At 75.8% G+C, this 23372-nt stretch carries 20 protein-coding genes; 11 read left to right on the top strand and 9 right to left on the bottom strand.

Annotation, left to right across the window (positions count from 1 at the left end):
- Positions 1-180 precede the first annotated feature (180 nt).
- From BXA05_RS03390 to BXA05_RS03375, 4 genes are read left to right on the top strand one after another with little or no spacing between them, the layout of a single operon-like run.
- On the top strand, positions 181-951 hold the full coding sequence (locus tag BXA05_RS03390) for a hypothetical protein (RefSeq protein WP_076403903.1): 771 nt from the start codon (positions 181-183) through the stop codon (positions 949-951).
- Positions 944-1249, top strand: coding sequence for a transcriptional regulator (locus BXA05_RS03385; protein WP_021482836.1), 306 nt, complete (start codon positions 944-946; stop codon positions 1247-1249). Before BXA05_RS03390 ends, BXA05_RS03385 begins: the two co-directional genes overlap by 8 nt.
- On the top strand, positions 1246-2238 hold the full coding sequence (locus BXA05_RS03380; protein WP_083711332.1) for an ABC transporter ATP-binding protein: 993 nt from the start codon (positions 1246-1248) through the stop codon (positions 2236-2238). The genes BXA05_RS03385 and BXA05_RS03380 overlap by 4 nt, the downstream gene beginning before the upstream one ends.
- Positions 2235-3026, top strand: coding sequence for an ABC transporter permease (locus BXA05_RS03375; RefSeq protein ID WP_061267065.1), 792 nt, complete (start codon positions 2235-2237; stop codon positions 3024-3026). The genes BXA05_RS03380 and BXA05_RS03375 overlap by 4 nt, the downstream gene beginning before the upstream one ends.
- Positions 3027-3135: 109 nt before the next feature.
- On the opposite strand, the gene BXA05_RS03370 is transcribed toward BXA05_RS03375, so the two are convergent.
- From BXA05_RS03370 to BXA05_RS03360, 3 genes are all read right to left on the bottom strand, one after another.
- A complete protein-coding gene (locus BXA05_RS03370) occupies positions 3136-5778 on the bottom strand; it encodes a heavy metal translocating P-type ATPase (RefSeq protein WP_076403901.1) in 2643 nt (880 codons plus the stop codon).
- A gap of 213 nt (positions 5779-5991) precedes the next feature.
- Complete coding sequence (locus tag BXA05_RS03365; protein ID WP_076403899.1) at positions 5992-6366, bottom strand: heavy-metal-associated domain-containing protein; 375 nt, start codon at positions 6364-6366, stop codon at positions 5992-5994.
- Positions 6367-6390: 24 nt separating this feature from the next.
- Positions 6391-6729, bottom strand: coding sequence for a metal-sensitive transcriptional regulator (locus BXA05_RS03360; protein WP_021483344.1), 339 nt, complete (start codon positions 6727-6729; stop codon positions 6391-6393).
- Positions 6730-6976: 247 nt separating this feature from the next.
- On the opposite strand from BXA05_RS03360, the gene BXA05_RS03355 reads away from it, so the two are divergent.
- The 4 genes from BXA05_RS03355 (at position 6977) to BXA05_RS03340 (ending at position 10417) form a co-directional block, all read left to right on the top strand.
- Positions 6977-7459, top strand: coding sequence for a hypothetical protein (locus BXA05_RS03355; protein ID WP_076403897.1), 483 nt, complete (start codon positions 6977-6979; stop codon positions 7457-7459).
- Between the two features lie 84 nt (positions 7460-7543).
- Positions 7544-8641 carry a DUF2330 domain-containing protein gene (locus BXA05_RS03350; protein ID WP_083711330.1) on the top strand — a complete coding sequence of 366 codons (1098 nt, stop codon included), beginning with the start codon at positions 7544-7546 and terminating at the stop codon, positions 8639-8641.
- A 159-nt stretch (positions 8642-8800) separates the two neighbouring features.
- Entirely contained in the window at positions 8801-9403 is a 603-nt protein-coding gene (locus BXA05_RS03345) for an HdeD family acid-resistance protein (protein WP_061267059.1), read from the top strand.
- A 426-nt stretch (positions 9404-9829) separates the two neighbouring features.
- Positions 9830-10417 (top strand): Abi family protein, encoded by a 588-nt coding sequence (locus tag BXA05_RS03340; RefSeq protein WP_076403896.1) that lies wholly within the window; start codon positions 9830-9832, stop codon positions 10415-10417.
- 121 nt (positions 10418-10538) lie between these two features.
- On the opposite strand, the gene hemL is transcribed toward BXA05_RS03340, so the two are convergent.
- From hemL to hemE, 6 genes are all read right to left on the bottom strand, one after another.
- Positions 10539-11954 carry a glutamate-1-semialdehyde 2,1-aminomutase gene (gene hemL / locus BXA05_RS03335; RefSeq protein WP_083711326.1) on the bottom strand — a complete coding sequence of 472 codons (1416 nt, stop codon included), beginning with the start codon at positions 11952-11954 and terminating at the stop codon, positions 10539-10541.
- Positions 11951-12985: a porphobilinogen synthase gene (gene hemB, locus BXA05_RS03330; protein ID WP_076403894.1), complete on the bottom strand. Its 1035-nt coding sequence runs from the start codon at positions 12983-12985 to the stop codon at positions 11951-11953. Before hemB ends, hemL begins: the two co-directional genes overlap by 4 nt.
- The gene (locus tag BXA05_RS03325; protein ID WP_170963124.1) at positions 12982-13998 is read right to left on the bottom strand and encodes a uroporphyrinogen-III synthase; all 1017 of its coding nucleotides are present in this window, start codon (positions 13996-13998) and stop codon (positions 12982-12984) included. The genes hemB and BXA05_RS03325 overlap by 4 nt, the downstream gene beginning before the upstream one ends.
- A 98-nt stretch (positions 13999-14096) precedes the next feature.
- A complete protein-coding gene (gene hemC / locus BXA05_RS03320; protein WP_083711322.1) occupies positions 14097-15224 on the bottom strand; it encodes a hydroxymethylbilane synthase in 1128 nt (375 codons plus the stop codon).
- A 148-nt stretch (positions 15225-15372) separates the two neighbouring features.
- Complete coding sequence (locus tag BXA05_RS03315) at positions 15373-16845, bottom strand: protoporphyrinogen/coproporphyrinogen oxidase (protein ID WP_076403890.1); 1473 nt, start codon at positions 16843-16845, stop codon at positions 15373-15375.
- A complete protein-coding gene (gene hemE, locus BXA05_RS03310; protein ID WP_425291909.1) occupies positions 16842-17882 on the bottom strand; it encodes a uroporphyrinogen decarboxylase in 1041 nt (346 codons plus the stop codon). The genes BXA05_RS03315 and hemE overlap by 4 nt, the downstream gene beginning before the upstream one ends.
- 176 nt (positions 17883-18058) lie before the next feature.
- Here hemE and BXA05_RS03305 point away from each other — a divergent pair, with 176 nt between their 5' ends.
- From BXA05_RS03305 to BXA05_RS03295, 3 genes are all read left to right on the top strand, one after another.
- Entirely contained in the window at positions 18059-19432 is a 1374-nt protein-coding gene (locus BXA05_RS03305) for a glutamyl-tRNA reductase (protein WP_076403886.1), read from the top strand.
- A gap of 199 nt (positions 19433-19631) precedes the next feature.
- Positions 19632-22334, top strand: a complete 2703-nt coding sequence (locus tag BXA05_RS03300; RefSeq protein WP_076403884.1) for a GH92 family glycosyl hydrolase — start codon at positions 19632-19634, stop codon at positions 22332-22334.
- 98 nt (positions 22335-22432) lie between these two features.
- Positions 22433-23368, top strand: coding sequence for a Ppx/GppA phosphatase family protein (locus BXA05_RS03295; RefSeq protein WP_076403882.1), 936 nt, complete (start codon positions 22433-22435; stop codon positions 23366-23368).
- Positions 23369-23372: the final 4 nt, after the last annotated feature.

Below are 23372 nucleotides of genomic sequence, written 5' to 3'. Positions count from 1 at the left end.
GTGGTCGTCCTCTCCTGCGGCGGGGCCGCGTCGTGTATAGCAAAGTGATATCACATTTCTGCGCTGCGCCGCCATCCGTCCCGCGGGGCCTTGCGCGACGGCGTTCGCGTGTGGGAATCTACAAACAGGTTTGCAGTGCAAAGTAGTTTCCGGAACGACCCGCACCACCGAGAGGCCACCATGACGACCGACCACGGCGACGCCGTCCACGACGGAGCCGTCGGCGAGCCCGACGAGCCGTCCCTCGGCGCCGCCGAGACGCTCCGCCTCATCCGCGAGCAGCAGGAGCGCGCGCGCCAGGCGACCGAGCCCGACTCCCGGCTGCTGTTCCTCGCGTGGGGCGTCGCGTGGCTCGTCGGCTACCTGTGCCTGTGGACGAGCGCGGTCCGGGTCGCGGACGGGACCGCGACGGTCCGCGTCACGAACGGCGCCGGCCAGGTCATGGGCGCCCAGCCCGAGCCGTGGGCCTTCTGGGTCTTCTTCAGCCTCATCGCGGCCGCCGTCGCGTTCACGATCGTCCACAGCGTCACGCGCACCGCCGGGACGCGCGGCGTGAGCGCCCGCACCGGGGCGATGTACGGGTGGTCGTGGATGCTCGGGTTCCTGTGCTTCGGCCTCGTGCTCGGCGGGCTGGCCCGCGCCGGGGCGTCGGAGGAGGTCATGGCGCTCGCGAGCAACGCCTTCGCGTGCGTCGTCGTGGGTCTCCTCTACCTCGGCGGCGCGGCCGCGTTCGGTGACCGTGGGCTGTTCGTCCTCGGGGTGTGGATCCTCCTCACCGCGGCCGTCGCGACGTTCGCCGGGCTGCCGCTCACCTACCTCGTCATGGCGCTCGCGGGCGGCGGCGGCTTCCTCGTCATGGCCGCGATCGAGCAGGTCGTGCGCGTCCGACGACGGCGTCGCGCGTCCCGCCCCGTGCCCGCCCGGCCGGCGGAGGGTGCGGCCGATGCCTGAGACCGAGCTCGACCCCGTCATCCACGCGCCCGCGCGGCTGCGCGTGGTCGCGACGCTCGCCACCCTCCCGACGGGCGACGAGCTGTCGTTCCCCAAGCTCCAGAAGCTCCTCGACATGACCGCCGGCAACCTCTCGACGCACCTGCGCAAGCTCGAGGACGCCGGCTACGTGACCGTCACCAAGACGCACGAGGGCCGCACGCCCGCCACCTACCTGTCCCTCACCGCCCGCGGTCGCGTCGCCTTCGAGGACTACACGACCGCCCTCGACGCCCTCCTGAAGGGAGCCCGACCATGAGCGACGAGCGCACCGAGCGCGCCCCGCGCACCGGCCCGGTCCGGACCGCCCGAGCCGAGCCCGCGCCGTCGGGCACAGACCGCACCCCGCCCGTGGTCGCCGTCGACCGCGTGACGCGTCGCTTCGGCGCGGTCGTCGCGCTCGACGACGTCTCCCTCACCGTCGGGGGCGGTGAGCTTGTCGGGCTGCTCGGCCCGAACGGCGCCGGGAAGTCGACGCTGCTGTCCCTGGTCAGCGGGCAGCGGCGACCCGACTCCGGGACGGTGCGGCTCCTCGGGGGCGACCCGCGCGACGCGCGCAGCCGCGTCGGCCTCGGCCTCACGCCGCAGGAGACGGGCCTGCCCGCGACGCTCAAGGTGCGGGAGGTCGTGGACTTCGTCGGCGGCCACTACCCCGACCCGGTCCCGACGGCGGAGCTGCTCGAGCAGTTCGGCCTCACCGAGCTCGCGGGCCGCCAGACGGGCGCGATGTCCGGCGGGCAGAAGCGCCGCCTCGCCGTCGCGCTCTCGCTCGTGGGCCGCCCGCGCGTCGTGCTGCTCGACGAGCCGACGACGGGCCTCGACGTCGGCGCGCGGCAGGCGCTGTGGGACGCGATCCGCGCGTACCACGCGGGCGGCGGGACGGTGCTGCTCACGAGCCACTACCTCGAGGAGGTGCAGGCGCTCGCGCAGCGCGTCGTCGTCATCGACCAGGGCGTCGTGAAGGCCGACGACTCGCTCGACGCGATCCTGCGGCGCGTGTCCCTGCGGCGCGTCGTCGTCGGGTCTGCCGTCGACCTGCGCGACCGTCCGGGCGTCGTGCGGGCCGATCGCCTCGGCGACGGCCGCCAGGAGCTGTACACGCCCGACGCCGACGCGCTCGTGCGCGAGCTCGTCACCTCGGGCGTCGACTTCCACGACCTCGAGATCCGGGGGGCGAGCCTCGAGGAGGCGTTCGAGCAGATGGTCGCGCGCGGCGCGGCCCCGACGACGGAGGCACGGGCCCGATGACCACCACGACCACCACCCCGCGGACGGCGACGCTGCCCGGGCCGCTGCGCCTCACGTGGCTGCACCTCAAGTACCAGTTCCTCGAGACCGTGCGCGTCCCCGTCGCGGTGCTCGGCAACTTGCTGTTCCCGGCGCTCGCGATGTTCTTCTTCGTCGTGCCGCAGAAGGCCGTGGCCCAGGACCCGGTGGCGGCGACCATGGCCGTCGCGTCGCTCGGTCTGTTCGCGATCTGCTCGGCGAGCCTGTTCACGTACGGTCTCGGCGTCGCGGAGGACCGGCAGCTGCCGTTCGACCCGTTCGTCCGCACGCTGCCCGCGGGGCCCGCGCCGCGCATGGCGGCGCGGGTGCTCAACGGCGGGATCTTCTCGCTGTTCGGCCTCGTGCCGCTCATCCTCATCGGCTGGCTGTTCACCGACGCGAGCGTCACCGCGACCCAGCTCCTCGCGGGCGTCGGGACGGTGCTGCTCGTGTCCGTGCCGTTCGTGCTGCTCGGCATGGCGATCGGCTACTCGCTGTCGGCGAAGGCGGCGCTCCCGGTGGTCCAGGTGATCCTCTTCCCGCTCGCGTTCGCGGGCGGCCTGTTCCTGCCGCCGTTCCTCTTCCCCGACTGGCTCGACGCGATCTCGAAGGCCACCCCGACCCGCGCGGGCCGCGACCTGCTCGTCCAGGCCCTCACGGGCGAGCCGGCGTACGGCGCGGCGTGGTTCGTGCTCCTCGGCTGGACGGTGCTGTTCGCCGTCCTCGCGGTCGGCGCCTACCGCCGCGACGAGGGCCGCCGCTTCCGCTGACCCTGGGACTCCGTCCCCCACCCCTCCCGCCGAGCACGGGATTGGCGACCAGATCTGAGCGATTCCGGTCGCGGATCCCGTGCTCGCCGGGCGATCCCGTCGACGAGTGTCAGGCAGCGCGGCGGAGGCGGAGGGAGTTGCCGACGACGAGCACCGAGCTCGCGGCCATCGCCGCGCCCGCGATCATCGGGTTGAGCAGGCCGGCCGCGGCGAGCGGGATCGCCGCCACGTTGTAGGCGAAGGCCCAGAAGAGGTTCTGCTGGATGACGCGCAGCGTGCGGCGCGACAGCCGGATCGCGGTCGCCGCGCTGCGCAGGTCGCCGCGGACGAGCGTGAGGTCGCTCGCCTCGATCGCGACGTCCGTGCCGGTCCCCATCGCGAGCCCGAGGTCAGCCGTCGCGAGCGCGGCGGCGTCGTTCACGCCGTCCCCGACCATCGCGACGACGCGGCCCTCGCGCTGGAGCCGGGCCACGACGTCGACCTTCTCGTCGGGGAGGACGCGCGCGACGACGTCCGTCTCCGCGATGCCGACGGCGCGCGCCGCCTCGAGGGCCGCGCCCTCGCCGTCGCCCGTGAGCAGGTACGGCCGCAGGCCGAGCTCCCGGAGCTCGCGCACGGCCTCGGCCGACGTGGGCTTCACCGGGTCGCGCAGCACGAGCACCGCGCGCGCCCGGCCGTCCCACGCGACGACGACGGCGCTCGCCCCCGACGCCTCGGCCGCCGCGAACGCGTCGTCGAGGACCGGCTCCGGGGTCACGCCCTCGCGCGCGAGCCACGCGGGCTGCCCGACGAGCACCCGGCGCGCGGTGAGCCCCGCGGCCCCGGCGCCCCGCGAGAGGCCCGAGTGCGCGGTCCGGACGACGGCCTCGACCCCGCCGCCCGGGGCGCTGCGGAAGTCGAACGCCTGCAGCGATCCCACCGCGACGCCGTCGGCCCCGACCCGGGGGCCGTCGTCCGACGCCGGGGCGCCCGCGGGCAGGTCGCGCGCGGCCGCGGTGATCGCGCTGGCGATCGGGTGCTCGCTGAGGGCCTCGACCGCGCCCGCGTGGCGCAGGGCGTCGCGCGCGTCCGCAGCCGCGGGGTCGTCGGCCACGAGCCTGTCGAGCGGCGCGCGGCCCGACGGCGTGACGACCGCCTCGAGCGCCATCGCGCCCTGGGTGACCGTGCCCGTCTTGTCGAGCACCACCGTGTCGACGCGGCGCGTCGACTCGAGGATATCCGGGCCCTTGATGAGGACGCCGAGCTGCGCGCCCCGGCCCGTGCCGACGAGCAGGGCCGTCGGCGTCGCGAGCCCCAGCGCGCACGGGCACGCGATGATGAGGACCGCGACCGCGGCGGTGAACGCGAGCTGCGTCCCGGCGCCCGCGAGGAGCCACGCGGCCAGGGTCCCCACCGCGAGCACGAGCACGACCGGCACGAACACCGCGGAGATACGGTCCGCGAGCCGCTGCACCGGCGCCTTGCCCGTCTGGGCCTGCGTGACGAGGCGGCCGATCTGCGCGAGCGTCGTCTCCTCGCCCACGCGCGTCGCGCGCACCAGGAGAGCGCCCGCCGCGTTCACCGTCGCGCCGGTCACGGCGTCGCCGGGTCCGACGTCGACCGGCACCGGCTCGCCCGTGAGCAGCGACGTGTCGACGGCGCTCGACCCCTCGAGCACGACGCCGTCCGTCGCGACCTTGTCGCCCGGCCGCACGAGGAACACGTCGCCCACCGCGAGGTCGGCGACGGGCACGCGCTCGGTGACGCGCGCGCCGTCGGGCCCGGTGCGCGGGGTGCCGTCGGGGGCGAGCAGCACGCGCTCCGCGTCCTTCGCGCCCAGCGCGAGCAGCGACCGCAGCGCGTCGCCCGCGCGCCGCTTCGAGCGGTGCTCGGCGTACCGGCCCGCGAGCAGGAACGTCGTGACGACGGCCGCGACCTCGAAGTAGAGCTCGGGCGCGGCGCCCGCGTGGCCGCGCGACGGGACGAGCGTCGGCTCCATGCGCATCCCGAGCGCGCCTGCGCCGCCCAGCAGCAGCGCCCACAGCGACCAGAGCGTCGCGGCGACCACGCCGAGCGACACGAGCGTGTCCATCGTCGACGCGCCGTGCCGGGCCGCGCGGAACGCCGCCGCGTGGAACGGCCACGCGGCCCACGTGACGACGGGCAGCGAGAGCGCCGCGACGACCCACTGCCAGCCGGTGAACTGCAGCGCCGGGACCATCGACAGCGCGACGACCGGCACGGTGAGCACCGCCGCGACGCGCAGGCGCTGCGCCAGCACGGCGCCGCGGTCGGTCGGGGCGGCGCCGTCGTCGGGTGCGGCGGTGGCGCGGTCAGGCCCGACGGCGCGGTCGGGCTCGATGGCGGGGGCCGGCTCGGTGGCGGGGTCGGCGGGGGTGCGCGGGCCCGGCTCCGGGGCCTCCGGCCGCGCCGCCTCCTCGGCGGTCGTCTCGCCCTGGTCCGCCGGGGGAGTGCCCCGGTCGGCCGTGGCGGCTGCGCGGCGGGTCGTGACGCGGGCCGTGTAGCCGGCCTTCTCGACGGCCTCGACGAGGTCGGCGTCGGTGACGTCCGCCGCGAGGACGACGTGCGCGGTCTCCAGCGGGAGGTTGACCGTCGCGGTGACGCCCTCGACGCGGTTGAGGCGCTTCTCGACGCGCGCGACGCACGACGCGCACGTCATGCCGCCGATCGCGAGGTCGACCTCGGCGACGGGCCGGGCCTCCGCGGCTCCGCCGGGTGCGGCGGTCGGCGTGGGCGCGGGCTGTGCGGTCATCGGTGGGGCTCCTCGACGGGGTGCGGGGCGAGGTCGCCGCGGTGGTCCGGCGTGGTGGCCGTCGCGGCGTGCGCGGCGCTGCTCGTGCGCGCGGGGGGGGGGGGGGGGGTCGCGGTGGCGACCGGGACCCGGGGTGCCCGACGACGGTCGCGGCCTCGTGCGGTCGAGGCGCGTCCCGCCGTCGGGCGCCGGGGAGGTGCGGACCGGGAACGGTCAGGCGCGGGGCGGGACCTGGAGGTCGTACGTCTTCGTCGCGGGGGCGGCGTCCGCGGCCGGCTCGGTGCCGCAGCCGCACGCGCAGGCGTGCGCCTCCTGCTTGTCGGCCGCCTGCTCGGCGTACTGGGCGGCGAGCGCGTCCTGCTGGACCTCGACCGACGCGACCTCGTACCCGGCCTCGTCGACGGCCTCGCGCAGCGCGGCCTCGTCGAGCGGGTCGTCGGAGAAGACCGTGACCTCGGACGTGCTGCCGACGCGGAGCTCGACGCTCACGTTCTCGACGCCGGCGACGGCCTCGAGGTCCTTCGTGACGTGGGCGACGCAGTTGCCGCAGGTCATGCCGGTGACGCCCAGGGTCGTGACGGTGCTCATGGTGCTCCTCGGGTGGTGGGGTGGTCAGCTGCGGACGAGGCGGGCGATGGCGTCGGCGGCCTCCTTGACCTTGGCCGCGCCCTCCGCCTCCGACTGGCGGGCCGCGTCCACGACGCAGTGGCCCAGGTGGTCCTCGACGAGGCCGATGCTCACGGCCTGGAGCGCCTTGGTGACGGCGGAGACCTGCGTGAGGATGTCGATGCAGTAGACGTCCTCGTCGATCATGCGGGCGATGCCGCGCACCTGGCCCTCGATGCGGCGCATGCGCTTGAGGTACGCCTCCTTGTCGGACGCGTAGCCGTGCGGACCGGTGTGGACCGCCTGCTCCTGCTCGACGGCCGTCGCCTCGGTCGTGTCGGTCATGCTCTCCTCCTCGTCCAGGACGCGATAGCGCGCCCGCCGCGCGGGTGGTGCGGCGGTGATACCCCGTCAGGGTACGCCCCATAATACCCCCGTGAGGTATCCGCGGGGAGGCTCGCCGAACGCCTCCTGGGCCGTGACACGTGTCATGCCCGTCGGGTGAGGACTCCACCCCGTCCGGTGACGGGCCGCACTGCCGCAGGCGCCGTACCGGCGCGAGGCTGGAGGCACCACCAACGAGAGGCGCACCATGACCGACATCGTCACCGGGCTCCAGGACCTCACGCAGGGCCTGCCGCCCTTCCTGCGCTGGGTCGGGGTCCTGCTCGCCGGCGCGATCCCCTACGTCGAGGCCGAGGGCGCGGCGGTCCTCGGGGTCGTGGCGGGCGTCAACCCGTTCGTCGCCATCCCGGTCGCGATCGTCGGCAACGCGATCGCGCTCGCCCTGGTCGTCTGGGTCATCGGTGCCGCGCGCAGCGGGATCACGCGCGGACGGACCGTCGAGACCACGCCCAAGCGCCAGCGGATGCGGCAGGTGTTCGACCGCTACGGCGTGCCCGGCGTCAGCCTCCTCGGGCCGCTGCTCCTGCCGAGCCACGTCACCGCCGCGGCGATGGTCGGGTTCGGGGCTCCGCGTGCCCGCGTCTTCGCGTGGGGAGTCGTGGCGGTCGCCGCCTGGGCGCTCGTGCTGGGCGTCGTCGTGCACCTCGGGGTGAGCGCCGCCGTCGGCTGACGGCCGATCACGACGCCGTCACGACGGGATCACGATTCGTCGCCCGCCGCGCGGTGCCCCGGGTGCGCACCTACCCTCCCAAGCATGGGCACGGGAGCCGGAGCACGACGCGCGCTGCGCGTGGCGGTGGTGTCGGTCGCGCTCGCGGGGACGGGCGTCGTCGCGGCGCCGCCCGCGGGCGCGTGCGCGTGCGGCGGCCTCGTCGACGGGCCCGCGTACGACACGGCGGTCTCCCACGAGACCGCGGTCCTCCAGTGGGACGGGACCACCGAGACGATGCTCGTCGAGCTCTCCACGCTGTCGAACGCGCCCGAGGTCGGCCTGCTGCTGCCCACGCCCGCACCGGCGCAGGTCGCGCTCGCCGACCCGCAGGTGTTCCGCGAGCTCGACGAGCTCACCCAGCCGCGCGCCGTCGTCTCCGACACCCGGTGGTGGCCCGAGCTCGGCTTCGGGAGCGGGGCGGACGCCGTGGCGGGCGCGGGCGTCACGGTGCTCGAGGAGGTCCGCCTCGGGCCGCTCGACGTCACGACGCTCGGCGCGAGCGACGCCGGCGCGCTCGACGCCTGGCTCACCGAGCGCGGGTTCCAGCTCCCCGAGACGATCCGGACGGCCCTCGCCCCCTACGTCGGCGAGGGCTGGTCGTTCGTCGCGGCCCGGCTCGCGCCCGAGGAGGCGGCCGCGTTCGACGGCACGCTCCAGCCGCTCCGGGTCACGTTCCCGAGCGGCTCGCTCGTCTACCCCATGCGCATGTCCGCCGTCGCGGAGGACACCCAGAGCACGCGCACGTACGTGCTGGCCGACCACCGCGTCGACCGCGTCGACCCGACCGCCGAGGCGCAGGAGCCGACCGTGCGCTTCGCCGGGCGTCTCGACCCGGCGGACGTCGTGTCGCAGGAGCTCGCCGCGCTGCTCGCCGGCGGCGGCTTCGTCACGGCCCACGAGCAGGTGTTCACCGCGCCGGCGACGCAGATCGTCTCCGACTTCTCCTTCGCCCCCGCCGCCGCGGACGTCGCCTTCACCCCGACGTACGCCGTGGTCGCCGAGAAGCGGATCGGGCCGTTCTTCGCCGGGCCCGTCCTCGCGTTCGCCGGCGTGCTCGCGCTCGCGGCGCTCGTCGTCTGGCGAGGCCGACGACGCCGCGCGCCCTCGCCCGCCCTCGCGCCGCACCCCGCGCGCGCCTGAGCGACGCGACCCGGCCCGCTGCCCGGGTCACCCCGGACGGGCGAGACGCGCGGTTCGCCGCGACACGCGGCACCGCCGGGTGTTCCATGGAGGCGAAGCGGGAGGCGCCCGGGCCCAGGCCGTCGGGAGCCGGCCCGTCACCTCGGCAGGGGAGTGACCATGACGATCCAGGACCCGATCCTCACCGCCTTCTCGCGCACCGCGAAGCAGGTCTGGTACTGGCCGGTGATCCGCGGCGTGCTCGCCATCCTCTTCGGCATCATCGCGCTCGCGTGGCCGGACAAGACGGCGGCCGTCGTCATCTGGGTGATCGGCATCTTCGCCGTCGTCGACGGCATCGTCGAGATCGTCGAGGGCGTCCGGCGCCGCGGCACGGGCAGCGGCACCGCGTTGCTCGTGACGATGGGCGTCCTGAGCCTCGCGGTCGGCGTCGTGCTGCTCGTGTGGCCGGGCAAGACCGCGATCGTGCTCACCTGGATCGTCGGGTTCTGGGCCGTGGTCTACGGCCTGTTCCAGACGGTCGCGAGCCTCGACCTGCGCAAGGTGCCCGGGAGCGGGTGGGGCTGGGGCGTCGTCGCCGGCCTGCTCGGCATCGTCTTCGGTCTGCTCGTGCTGTTCAACGTCAACGCCGGCCTGGTGTCGATCGTGTGGCTGCTCGCGCTCTTCGCGATCGTCTGGGGCGTCATGCTCATCGCGTTCGGCATCCAGATCCGCTCGCTCGGCCGACAGGCCGGACGCGCGGCCACCCCCGGCACGTACTGACCCGACCGGCTCGCGACGAGGCAGGCGCGCTCCGGTCGAGCGGGCGTCGTGGCGGCAAGAGCGACCGCGTGTCTCACGACCGCTGCGCCGGTCGTCGCGATCGGGCGGCTTCCCGCGGGTGAGCGCGCCGGGTGGCTCGCCGTCGGCAGGCCTGCTGACGCGCTCGCGTCGACCGGATCAGGCGCGATCGCAGAGACTCTCGTCCTGCGGAGGCGGGGTGGAGGGCCGTATCGCGAGCGACTGTCCGTGCCGGGAGACAACAAGGCCCCGGGGGGTCTCTCACCGAAGTGAGTCGCCATGATTCCCGGGGCTCTCTGTTGGCTACAGTCTAGCGACTCGCACGCACGTCGCTCAACAGGGGGCCCACGGATGTCGATGTACCCGCCCGTCCAACGCACGATGGTCGGGCTGCTGTCACGACCACGGATGTCCACGTACGAGCAGGCGTCCGGGGGCGACGTGCCGGCCGCGGTCGACCTGTACAGGTGGAATCTGGACATCTCGATGGCGCTGTTCGAGGCGATCCACTACCTGGAGGTCGCGGTCCGCAACCGGATCGACGACGCGCTGACGCAGCGTGCAGGAGCCGGGGTGGACTGGCTCGACTCACCGCCCACCGTGCCGTTCAACGGGGGGACGAGGGCGAGGATCGCCAGGGCGCGGGAGTTCGCGTCCCGGAATGGCAGGGTGCCCACGCACGGTCACGTCATCGCGGAGATCACGTTCGGCTTCTGGCCGTACCTGTTCGCCGACAACTACAACCGCACGCTGTGGCAGCCTGCGCTGAAGAGAGCCTTTCCCACGGCGCAGCGGACCGCGCTCCACGCGCAGCTGACGGCCGTGAGCGACCTGCGCAACCGGATCGCGCACCACGAGCCGCTGCTCGGCCTGGACATCCCTCGCGAGTACCAGGGGATCATCTCGCTCGCGGAGCTCGTCGAGCCGCGGCTGGGGTGGTGGATCGACACGACGTCGCGCGTCGACGCGGTGCGTCGCGCCGATCCCCGCCTCTGACGCGGCGACAGGCCGTCTCAGACGTCGCCACCGCCCCGCCGACCACGGGGTTGCTGTCGTTCTGAGCGCCAGAACGACAGCAACCCCGTGCTCGACGGGTGGGATGCTCCGGCCGGACGCGTCAGGCGGGGCGGGCCTCCGCGGCCGCGCGGGCGGCGGCGGGGAACGCGTCGAGGATGCGGGCGACGGCGGTGTCGTCGTGGGCGGCCGAGACGAACCACGCCTCGAACACCGACGGCGGCAGGCTGACCCCGGCGTCGAGCATCGCGTGGAAGAACGCGCGGTACCGGAACGTCTCCTGCGCCTGGGCCTGCGCGTAGTCGCGCACGCCCGCGGTCGCGGCGAGCTCGCCGAACATCACGGAGAAGAGCGAGCCCGCGCGCTGCACGCGGTGCGGCACGCCCGCGGCGTCGAGCGCGGAGCTCACCGCCGCCGACAGCACGCCCGCGACCTCGTCCACGCGCGCGTACACGGTCTCGTCGGCGAGCCGCAGCGTCGCGAGACCCGCCGCGACCGCGACGGGGTTCCCCGAGAGCGTGCCCGCCTGGTAGACGGGGCCGAGCGGCGCGAGCTGGTCCATGACGCTCGCCGGCCCGCCGACCGCGGCGACGGGCATCCCGCCGCCCACGACCTTGCCGAAGGTGAACAGGTCGGGCGTGTAGCCGTCCGCGCCCTGGCCGCGCAGCACCGCGTTCTCGAGGCCCCACCAGCCGCTCGGCCCGACGCGGAAGCCCGTGAGCACCTCGTCGAGGATCAGCAGCGCGCCGTGCGCCGCCGTGATGCGGCGCAGGCCCTCGTTGAAGCCCTCCGCGGGCGGGACGACGCCCATGTTCGCGGGCGACGCCTCGGTGATGACGGCCGCGATCTCGGAGCCGCGCTCCGCGAACGCCGCCTCGACCGCCGCGAGGTCGTTGTACGGGAGCACGAGCGTCTCGGCCGCCGTCGCCTCGGTGACCCCGGCCGAGCCGGGCAGGGCGAGCGTCGCGACGCCGGACCCCGCCTCGGCGAGCAGCGCGTCCACGTGCCCGTGGTAGCAGCCGGCGAACTTCACGACGACGTCGCGCCCGGTCACGCCGCGCGCGAGCCGGATCGCGGTCATCGTGGCCTCCGTGCCCGTGGACACGAGGCGCACGCGCTCCGCGGCGGGCACCCGGCGGCGGATCTCCTCCCCGAGCTCGACCTCGCCGAGCGTCGGCGCGCCGAACGACAGCCCGCGGGCCGCCGCCTCCTGGACCGCGGCGACGACGTCGGGGTGCGCGTGCCCGAGCAGCGCCGGGCCCCACGAGCACACGAGGTCGACGTACTCGCGGCCCGCGACGTCGGTCACGTACGGACCGCGCGCCGAGGCGAGGAACCGCGGGTCGCCGCCTACGGACCCGTAGGCGCGCACGGGCGAGCTCACGCCGCCCGGGAGCACGCCCTGCGCGCGCACGAACGCGGCGTGGTTGTCCGCCCCGCCCGCGCCCGGCGCGCCGAACAGCGCCGCGTCCTGCGCCTGCACGGCCTCCGCCGTCCCGAAACCGCCCGTGTCCGTCATGCCCGCGTCCTTCCGTCGTTCTCGTCCAGCCAGCCCGCGAGCTCCGTCGCCCAGTAGGTGAGGATCACGTCCGCGCCGGCGCGCTTGATGCCGAGCACCGACTCCGTGACGGCGGCGCGCCGGTCGATCCAGCCGTTCGCCGCGGCCGCCTCGATCATCGCGTACTCGCCCGACACCTGGTACGCCGCGACGGGCACCGCCGACATCTCCGCGACCGCCGCGAGCACGTCGAGGTACGACCCGGCGGGCTTCACCATGACCATGTCCGCACCCTCGGCGAGGTCGAGGTCGGCCTCGCGCAGGCCCTCCCGGGCGTTGCCCGCGTCCATCTGGTAAGTGCGGCGGTCGCCCTGGAGCGCCGAGTCCACGGCCTCCCGGAACGGCCCGTAGAACGCGCTCGCGTACTTCGCGGAGTACGCGAGGATGCCGACGTCGTCGAACCCGGCGGCGTCGAGCGCCTCGCGGATCACGGCGACCTGGCCGTCCATCATGCCCGACGGCGCGACGACGTCCGCGCCCGCCCGCGCCTGCGCGACGGCCATCGAGGCGTAGCGGTCGAGCGTCGCGTCGTTGTCGACGACGACGCCCCCGTCCCGGCCCTCGGCCAGCACGCCGCAGTGCCCGTGGTCGGTGAACTCGTCGAGGCACGTGTCCGCCATGACGACCGGCCCGCCGCCCGCGTGCTCACGCGCCGCCTCGACCGCGACCCGGATGCCGCGCTGCAGGATGCCGTCCTCGGCGTCCGCCTGGGTGCCGGTCGCGTCGCGCTCGGCCGGGATGCCGAAGAGCATGACGCCGCCGACCCCGGCGCGCGCGGCGTCGCGCACGGCGTCCGCGAGCGTCGCCTCGGTGTGCTGCACGACGCCCGGCATCGACGAGATGGGGCGCGGGGCGTCGAGGCCCTCCTTGACGAACAGGGGGAGCACGAGGTCGGACGCGTGCACGCGCGTCTCGCGGACGAGCCGTCGCACGCGCGGGCTCGTGCGCAGGCGGCGCGGCCGGTGGTGCCCGACGGGGAGCTGGTGGGTCACGAGGGGTCTCCTTCGGGAGTCGGGTCGACGCCGGTCGTGCCGGCGGCCGGGGGAGCGGCCGGGTCGTCGGGCAGGGCGGCGGAGCCGGCGGTGGTGCGGGTGGCGGCGATCGCGCCGACGAGCGCGGCGGCCAGCGCGGCGTCGGTCGGGCGCTCCGCGACGGCATCGAGCCGCAGCCCGACGTCGCGCGCGGCCCGGGCGGTCGGGTCGCCGATCGCGACGCCCACGACGTCGTCGCGCGGGCCGAGCTGCCGCGCGACCTCGCGCGCGACGCTCCCCGAGGTGAGCACGACGGCGTCCACCGCGCCCGCGCGCCACGCCGCGACGACGTCCGGCGCGAGCGTGTGCGTGACGGTGCGGTAGACGGTGACGACGTGCGGGACGTACCCGAGGTCGTGCAGGCCGTCGTGCATCGTCGGCGCCGCGAGGTCCCCCTGCGGCAGCAGGACCACACCTCTACCTCGCGAGGTAGAGCCCTGGTCCCCCGAGGTAGAGCCCTGGTTCCCCGAGGTAGAGCCGCGGTCCGCCGGGGTAGAGGCCTGGTCCGACGGGGGGAGGGCGGCGAACGCGGCGACGAGGCCGTGGGCGGAGTTCTCGTCGGGCTCGAGCTCGACGGTGACGCCGACCGCCTCCAGGGCGCGGCGCGTCGCGGGCCCGACGGCGGCCCAGCGGGCCCGGCGCGCGGCGTCGCCGAGGTCGACGCCCTGGCGGGCGGCGCTCGCGAGGAGCTCGTCGATCGCGTTGACGCTCGTCACGACGACCCACGCGAAGTCGCCGTGGACCAGGCGGGCGAGGGCACCGTCGACGGGCGCGGTGTCCTCGACGGGCGCGCGCTCGATCGCCGGGCTGACGAGGACGTGGGCGCCCGCGCCGCGGAGCGTCGCCGCGAGGCCCGCGGCGCGCTCGGGCGCACGCGGGACCAGGACGGTCCGACCGGCGAGCGCGTCGGCCCGGCGGGCCGCGTCCAGGTCGTCCACCGGCCCCACGGCGTCCACGGGGTACCCAGCGTCCACCGGGGCACCAGGGTCCACCGCGCCCGCCGTGCCACGCGCCGGGAGCGGGGGCACCACGGGCGCGGGCCCCCGCGACGGGTCGCGCAGCGGTCCGGGGCTCATTCCGCCGCGCCGCGGTAGCCGCCGTCGCGGAGCTGCTCGCGGGCAGCCTCCACGGCGCGGTCGGTCGCCGGGGCCTCCGCGGCCGGGGCGTCGAGGACAGGGGTGCCCGCCCCGGTCTCGCGCAGCGGCGCGAGGCGCGCGGCGCCGTCGGCGAGGAGCGCGTCGGCGACGCGGGCACCCAGCCCGCGCGCGACGTCGTCCCGGGCGGTCGCGGCCGCGGCGAGCGATCCGGCGCTCGGGGGGAGCGCGGCGCGCGCGGAGTGCGTGAGCTGCTCGGCGCCGTCGACCCGCGCGACGACGGCCGTCAGCGCCACGTCGCCGTCCTCCACGACGGCGTGCGCGCCGACGGGGGCCGCGCACCCGGCCTCGAGCCGGCCGAGGAGCGCGCGCTCGGCGAGCACGGCGAGGCGCGTGGGCTCGTGGTCGAGGTCGTGCAGGGCGCGGGCGAGGACCGGGTCGTCGAGCGCCGACGTGCGCACCTCGACGGCGAGCGCGCCCTGCCCGGCGGCGGGCGCCATGATCGCGGTGTCGATCACCTCGGACACGGCCTCGAGCCGGCCGAGGCGGGCGAGCCCCGCGTACGCGAGCACGACGGCGTCGAGGTCCGCCTCCTCGCCGAGCGCCCGAGCGAGGCGCGTGTCGACGTTGCCGCGGATGTCGACGACGTCGAGGTCGGGCCGGACGGACCGGAGCTGCGCGGCGCGCCGCGGCGACCCGGTGCCGACGCGCGCGCCGCGCCGGAGCGTCGTGATGGTCAGGCCGCCGCGCGCGCACAGGACGTCGCGCGGGTTCTCGCGCTCGGGCGTGACGACGGTGAGCCCCGGTGCGGGCTCGGTCGGGAGGTCCTTGAGGGAGTGCACCGCGACGTCGCACCGGCCGTCGAGCAGCGCCTCGCGGAGCGCGGTCACGAAGACGCCCGTGCCGCCCATCTGGGCGAGCGAGCCGGTGAGCACGTCGCCGTCGGTGCGGATGCGCACGATCTCGACGTCGCGGCCGGTCAGCTCTTCGAGGCGGCGGGCGACGTGGCCGGTCTGGGTCGTCGCGAGGGCGCTGCCGCGCGTGCCCACGCGGAGGGGCGTCGTACCTGCAGGACTCACGGAACCAGTCTCTCCCCACTTCGGCATTCCACGAAAATGTGCACGTCACGGCGCGGGAATGATGCGGGGAGTGACGTGGTCCTGACGCCCGGTCAGGAAGTTGCGGACAATGTGTCAGGTCATTTCACGCGGAATTCTCGGGACTATTCCGGCGTGCAATCCGGTGAGGATTCCCTCACCCCGCCGCCGCGAGGCCGCGGGCACATTCCTGCGCGTGGCCGACGATCGACGCGAGCCCCGTCCCGGCGATCCAGCCGCCGGTCACGGCCAGCCCGGGCACGGCGTCCACGCGCGCGACGAACGCCGCGACCTCGCGCCGGAACGCGGGCGTGGGCGGGGGCAGCGCGCCGTTCCACCGCGTGACGACGTGGCCGAGGACGCGCCCGTGCAGGTCGACGCCGAAGAGGCGCGACGCGTCCAGGATGACGCGGTCGAGGTCCGGCGCCGTCGTCGCGCCGATGCGCCCGTAGCTGAGGCGCACCACGTGGTGCCCCGGCCCGGCGGCGGCGCGGACGCGGTCGCGCAGCCAGGGCCACTTGGCGGTCGAGTGCGTGAGCGCCTTGGCCTCGACGTCCGACGGCGGCGCCGCACGCCCGGCGTCGCGGTGCGGCGGGGCGACGAGCAGGCCGGTCCCGCGCGGGGCGTCGTCGAGCTCGGGCGCGCGCAGCAGGAGCGTCACGAGCCGCACGTCCGCGCCGGGCTCCGGGTCCGGCAGGAGGTCGGCCGCCGTCCCGACGAGCGGGCCGAGCGCGTCGACGAGCGCCGGGGTCGTCACGACGAGGCGCGGCGCGGCGAGGTCGACCGAGCCGCTCGGGGTCTCGGCGCGCACGAGCCAGGTCCCGGGGCCGCCGTCCGGGGCCGCGGCGCGCGAGATCCCCGTGACCTCGTGGCGCAGCCGGACGTCGGTCCCCGCGGCGAGCCCCTCGACGAGCCGGTGCATCCCGCCGTCGATGCCGCGCACGGCCGACCCGGCGGGGGCGAGGGCGCGCATCGACGCGACGGCGCGCGCGAGCGACCCCTCGCGCTCGAACGCCTCGCGCAGCCCGGGCGCGACCGCCGCGACGTCCAGCCGGTCGAGCGGGGCGGAGTGCACGCCGGAGGCGACCGGCGCGACGAGCCGCTCGGTCACGCGCGCCCCCATGCGGGACCGCGCGAACGTCTCGAGCGTCCGCAGATCGGTGAACCGGCGGGGCAGCACCCGGTCGAGGCTCGCGCGCAGCGACCCGCCGAGGCCGACGGCGCGGCGCACGTCGCGCGACCACGGGTCCGCGGGGATGCCGAGGACGCCCGCGCGCGGCAGGGGGTAGGCGTGCCCGGCGGCGTAGCCCCACGCGCCCGCGCCCGACGGCTCGACGACGTCGAGCCCCAGCTCGCGCACGAGGTCGCCGACGGCGGTGCCCCGGGCTGCGAACGACTCGGCCCCGAGGTCGACGCGCACGCCGTCGAGGCCGGGCAGGTCCCCGCCGCGGACGGGCCCGCCGGGCACCTCGGCGGCGTCCAGCACGACGACGCGCAGCCCCTGCGCGCGCAGCGTCCGCGCGGCGGTGAGCCCGGCGACGCCCGCGCCGACGACGACCGCGTCCGCGGTCTCGACCCCCTCCGGTGCGGGGGGTGCGGGCGGACGGGGCGTCGTCGGCTCGGTGCTCACCGTCGGGTCGCCTCCTCGGTGGCGGTGTCGGCGGCGCTGCCGGGAGCGTCGTCCGCGAGCGCGTGGACGAGCGCGACGACGCGCGTCAGCACGTCGGGGTCGGTGTCCGGCGGGACGCCGTGGCCGAGGTTGACCACGTGCCCCGGGGCCGTGCGGCCGCGGCGCACGACCTCCCGGACGTGCGCCTCGAGCACGTCCCACGGCGCGGCGAGCAGCGCGGGGTCGATGTTGCCCTGCACCGGCACGGGGGCGTGGCCCTCGGCGAGGAGCCGGGCGGCGTCGTCGAGCGGCGTGCGGTAGTCGACGCCCACGGCGACGTCCTGCACCCCGGCCGCGGTGACGGCGTCGCGCATCGCGGGGAGCAGGTGGCCCGTGCCCGTGCCGAAGTGGACGACGGGCACGCCGAGGTCCGCGACGTGGGTGAGCGCGCGCGTGCTCGCCGGGGCGGCGCCGGCCGCGTAGTCCGCGAGCGAGAGCGAGCCGGCCCACGAGTCGAAGAGCTGCGCCGCGCTCGCGCCCGCCTCGACCTGCGTGCGCAGGAACGTGCCGGTGATGTCGGCCGCCCAGTCGACGAGGCGCTGCCACGTCTCCGGGTCGCCGCGCAGCAGGGCGCGCGCCGCGAGGTGGTCGCGCGACGGCCGGCCCTCCACGAGGTAGGCGGCGAGGGTGAACGGCGCCCCGGCGAACCCGATGAGGGGCGTCGTGCCGAGCGCGTCGACCGTCAGCGCGACGGCCTCGCGGATAGGGGCGAGCGCGTCCTCGGTGAGCTCGCTCTCCACGAGCCGGGCGACGTCGTCGGGCGTGCGGTACGCCTGGCCCATGACGGGGCCGACGCCCGGCGCGATCTCCACCTCGACGCCCGCGAGCCGCAGCGGGACCACGATGTCCGAGAAGAAGATGCCCGCGTCCACGCGGTGCCGGCGCACCGGCTGGAGCGTGATCTCGGACGCGAGGTCGGGGCGCAGGCACGAGTCGAGCATGCTCACGCCCTCGCGCGCGGCGCGGTACTCCGGCAGCGAGCGGCCGGCCTGGCGCATGAACCACACGGGTGTGATTTCCGGGCGCTTTCCGGTCGTGCCCGCGCGCAGGGCCTGCACGAGCGGGGAACGGTCCGTGCGGCCGTCGGTCAGGGGATGGCCCGGGGAAAGGGCGACAGGAATCACAGCTACCGATTCTGCCTCTCTCCCGGGGGAATGATTAAATCGGAGGCACTGTGGCTCTTCTCTCCCTCACGGCCAGCCACCACGAGCTGGACCTCGACGCCCTGGAACGACTCTCCACCGGGGCCCACTCGATCGGCGGCTCCGCGGTCGCGGCGTGCGACGTCATCACCGGTGCGGTCGTCCTCGCGACGTGCAACCGGTTCGAGCTGTACCTCGACGTGGACGCCCCCCTCGACGGCACCGGCGTGCAGCACGCGACCGAGCACGTCGCGCGCATGGTCGCCGACGCGTCGGGCGTGGAGGTGGCCGAGGCGCTCGCGTCGTTCCGCACGCGCGCCGGGACCGAGGTCGCCGAGCACCTGTTCGCCGTCGCGTCGGGCCTGGACTCGATGGTCGTGGGAGAGCGCGAGATCGCCGGCCAGGTGAAGCGGGCGCTGGAGACCGCGCACGCCGACGGCGTCACGTCCTCGACGCTCGAGCTCCTCTTCCAGACGGCGTCGCGCACCTCCAAGAAGGTCAGCACGCAGACGACGCTCGGCGGGGCCGGTCGCTCCGTCGTCGCGCTCGGGCTCGACCTCGCCGCGGCCGAGCTGCCGCCGTGGCCGCAGGTCCGCGCCGTCCTCATCGGCACCGGGTCGTACGCGGGCGCGAGCCTCGCCGCGCTGCGGGCGCTCGGGTGCGACGACGTGCGGGTCTACTCGCAGTCCGGCCGCGCCGAGGAGTTCGCCGCCGCGCGCGGCGTGGAGGCCGTGACGGACCTCGTCGCGGCGCTCGAGGACGCGGACCTCGTGGTGTCGTGCAGCGGCGCGCGCGGTCGGGCGCTCGCGGCGGACGCCGCGCGCCCGGGCCCCGAGCGGCGCGAGCAGGCGATCGAGCACGTGCTCGACGCCGCCGCCGTGGTGCGGGCGCGCGAGCGGGCCGCGGTGCGGGCGGGCGAGGAGCCCGTCGCGCGCCCCACGGTCGTGCTCGACCTCGCGCTGCACCGCGACGTCGACCCGCGGGTGGCCGACGTCGAGGGCGTGCTCCTGTACGACCTCGCGACGCTCGCGGCGCACTCGCCGTCGATCGCGTCCGAGCTCGTGACCCAGGCCCGCGCGATCGTCGACGAGGCCACGCGGGCGTTCGAGGAGACGCGCCTCGGCCGGGCGGCGGACACCGCGGTCGTCGCCCTGCTGGCCGACGCCGAGCGGCGCGTCGCGCTCGAGGTGGCCGACGTCGTCGCGCTGCGCGAGGCGGACGGCGACCCGGTGGAGCCGGACGAGGCCGACGAGATCGCGCGCGGCGTGCGGCGCCGCGTGCACGCCGACCTGCACCGCGCGATCGTCGCGGCCCGCGCGGAGGCCGTCGCCGCGGCGCAGGCCGAGGAGCGTGCGGTCGTCGCGGACGCCCAGGCGCTCGTCCACGAGGCCGCCGCCGCACGCTGAGCACTGTCCGCTGGACGGACCCGCTGCCTCAGGCACGCGATTGACAGCGCAGTCATAGCCGGGAGAGGGTGGCCGACGGACGCCCGTCGTCGACCAGGAGCACCGTCGCCCCGCCACGAGCGGCCCGGGCGGCACCTGACCGACGGCCCCGGGGCGCCCCGGGCGACGACGCCCGGTCGCACGTCGAAGAGGACATGGCATGAGACGACCACGACTCGCCCTGCTCGCCGCAGGGCTCGCGCTCGCCGTCGCGCCGGGCACGCTGCTGCCCGCCGCCGCGGGCGCCGCCCCCGCCGACGAGGGCACCGTCACAGCCGCCGCGAGCGACGACCTCACGCTCGAGGTCAACCCGTTCGTCGGCACCGAGAGCGAGGGCAACGCCTACCCGGGCGCGACCGTGCCGTTCGGCATGGTCCAGCTCAGCCCGGACAACACCAACTCCTACGCCTCGACGTCGTACAGCACGAACGCCGGGCGCGTGTGGGGCTTCAGCCACCGGCACGTGAACAGCGCGGGCTGCCCCGCGGCGGGCGAGCTGCTCGTCACGCCGGACACGAGCACCACCCCGCGCACGTCGCGCTCCTTCATCGCGATCAAGGACCAGAAGAGCACCGAGCGCGCGTCGGCCGGGTTCTACGAGGTGACGCTCGCGAACGACGTGCGCGCCGAGCTCACCGCGACCACGCGCGTCGGCGCGCACCGCTACACGTTCCCCGCGTCGACGACGTCGCACCTGTCGTTCAACGTGGGCCAGACCCTGCGCGACGCGGGCGCGAGCTCGGTGACGTGGGTCGACGACCGCACGCTCGAGGGCTGGGTCGACAACGGCGGCTTCTGCGGCGGCACGCCGGACAAGCAGCGGTACTTCTTCAGCGCGACGTTCGACCGCCCGGTCGCGTCGAGCGGCACGTGGGGCACCGACGCGCGCTACGTCGCGGGCTCCACGACGAGCGAGGTCGCGGGCGGCAACAACGGCGCCGTCGCGGTGTTCGACACCACGACCGACCGCGACGTCGAGGTGAGCGTGGGCGTGTCGTTCGTGAGCGTCGACGGCGCGCGCGCCAACCGCGAGGCCGAGGCCACCGACGAGGGCGGGCAGGTCGCGTTCGACACCGTGCGCGAGGAGGCCCGCGACGCGTGGAACGCCGAGCTGGGCCGTGCCGCGATCGACGCGTCGCCCGACCAGCGCCGGATCTTCTACACCCAGCTCTACAAGACCCTGCTGTCCCCGACGATCGGCAGCGACGTCGACGGCCGGTACCGCGGCATGGACCTCGAGGTCCACCAGGCCGACGGCTGGGACTACTACCAGAACTTCTCGCTCTGGGACACGTACCGCACGCAGGCGACGCTGCACGCCCTCCTGCTGCCCGAGCGCGCGCAGGACATCGTGCGCTCGATGTACCAGCACCGCGTCGAGGGCGGCTGGCTGCCGCGCTGGTCGCTCGGCGCGCTGGAGACCAACATCATGGCGGGCGACCCCGTGACGCCGTGGCTCGCGGAGAACTTCGCGCTCGGCACCGTCCCCGACGACATCGCCGACGAGCTGTGGGACTACCTCGTGGAGAACGCCACGACGACCCCGCCGGACGACGTCGCGTCCGTCGGGCGGCGCAGCACCGAGTTCTACGCCGAGCACGGCCACGTGCCGTTCTACCCCGAGAACGAGGGCGGCCTCGGCGGCCAGTTCGAGGAGTACCGCCACGGCGGCTCGGCGACGCTCGAGCTCGCGCTCGCCGACGCGAGCCTCGGCGCCGCGGCCGAGCGCACGGGCCGCGAGGGCAGCCAGGCGTTCCTCGACAAGGGTCGCAACTGGCGCAACCTCTGGAACCCGGACGTCCAGCTCTCGGGCGGCTTCCAGGGCATGGTCAACGCGAAGCGCCCGACGGGCGATTTCGTCACCCTGCCCGAGCTGACGGACGTCACGCGCTCCGGCTTCCACGAGGGCGTGCCGTGGCAGTACCAGTGGATGGTGCCGCAGGACGTCACGGGCCTCCAGGAGGTCATGGGCGGCGAGGGCGGCTTCGTCGAGCGTCTCGACTACTACTTCGACCAGCCGGCGCTCGCCGCGAACCCCGGCGTCTCGCCGAGCACGTGGGCCAAGGGCGGCAGCTCGTACTACACGACCATCCGCTACAACCCGGGCAACGAGCCGACGATCATGAACGCGTGGCTCTACGGCTACGTGGGCCAGCCGTGGAAGACGAACGACGTCCTCGCCGCGAACCTCAACCGCTTCCCGGACACCCCGGGCGGCGGCGTCGGGAACGACGACCTCGGCACGCTCGCCGCCTGGTACGTCATGGCGTCGCTCGGGTTCGAGCCCGTCATGCCGGGCTCGGGGATCCTCGCGCTCAACGCGCCGAAGGTGCAGGCCGCGACGCTCACGACCGACGCCGGGGCGACGCTGCGCATCGACGCGGCGGGCGCGAACGAGAAGCTCCCGAGCTACGTCGCCGGCCTGGAGGTCGACGGCGTCGCGCACACCGCCGCGTGGCTCGACGTCGCGGCGCTGCAGGACGGCGGCACGCTCGACTTCGACCTGTCCGACACGAGCGCCGGACTGACGTGGGGCACCGCGGCGGCCGACCGCATCCCGTCGGTCTCCGCCGTCGCCCCGCCCGCGCCGGTCGAGGTCGAGGCGAGCGCGCGCTGCCTCGGCGGTCGGGCGTTCGTCGCGGTCCGCGCGACCAGCACGGCCGACGCGCCGGTGGACGTGACCCTCACGACGCCGTTCGGCGAGCGGACGGTCCGGCACGTGCAGCCGGGCAGGAGCGCCTACCAGTCGTTCACGACGCGCGCGACGTCCGTCGAGGCCGGGACGGCGACCGTCACGGTCGTCGCCGCGGACGGCACGACCACGACGGTCGACGCGGCGTACGACGCGCTGGCCTGCGGCTGACCGCCGCGTCACCGCGGGTGCGCGCCGCGCACCGGACGAGGGCCGTCGTCGGGCAGGACGCCCGACGGCGGCCCTCGCCGCGCCGCTAGGCTCGCCGCGTGAGCACCACTACGCGCCTCGGCGTCCTCGACATCGGCTCGAACACCGTGCACCTCGCCGTCGTCGACGCCGCGTACGCGGCGCGTCCCGTGCAGGCCGCGGGGGCGCGCACGGTCGTGCGCATCATGCGCTACCTCCGGCCCGACGGGTCGCTGTCCCCGGAAGGGGTCGCGGCGATGCTGGCCGCCGTCGACGACGCGATGGCGCTCGCGCGCGAGTCGGCCGTCGACGAGATGCTGCCCATGGCGACGTCGGCGCTGCGGGACGCGACCAACGGGCCCGAGGTGCTCGCCGCGATCGGCGAGCGCGTCGGGCAGCCGGTCCACGTGCTCTCCGGCGAGGACGAGTCGCGCCTGACGTTCCTCGCCGCGCGCCGCTGGCACGGCTGGGCCGCGGGCCGGCTGCTCGTCCTCGACATCGGCGGCGGGTCGCTCGAGATCGCGTCGGGCGTCGACGAGGAGCCCGACCTCGCCGTGTCCCTCCCGCTCGGCGCGGGGCGCATGACCATGGCCTTCCTGCCCGACGACCCGCCCGCGCCCGAGCACGTCGAGGCGCTGCGCGAGCACGTGCGCACGACGCTCGCGCCCGCGGTCGCGCGGTTCGCCCGGCTCCCGCGCCCGGACCACGTCGTCGCGACGTCCAAGACGTTCCGCTCGCTCGCCCGGCTCGCGGGCATGCAGACCGAGGCGGTCGGTCCTGACGACCGGTGGCGGATGCGCCGCGCGCAGCTCGCGGACTGGGTGCCGCGGCTCGCGCGCATCACGGCCGAGGGCCGCACCGCGCTCCCGGGCATCACGCCGGAGCGCACGTTCCAGATCGTCGCGGGCGGGGTGGTCGCGGTCGAGACGATGCGCGCGCTCGGCGTGGACGAGGTCGAGATCTGCCCGTGGGCGCTGCGCGAGGGCGCGATCCTCCGCCGCCTCGACCACGCCTGACGCC

Origin of the sequence: Cellulosimicrobium funkei (assembly GCF_900155925.1) — a bacterium.
Taxonomy (GTDB): domain Bacteria; phylum Actinomycetota; class Actinomycetes; order Actinomycetales; family Cellulomonadaceae; genus Cellulosimicrobium; species Cellulosimicrobium funkei.
Note: the sequence above shows the minus strand (reverse complement) of the source record. Positions and strands in the feature narration are given on the sequence as shown.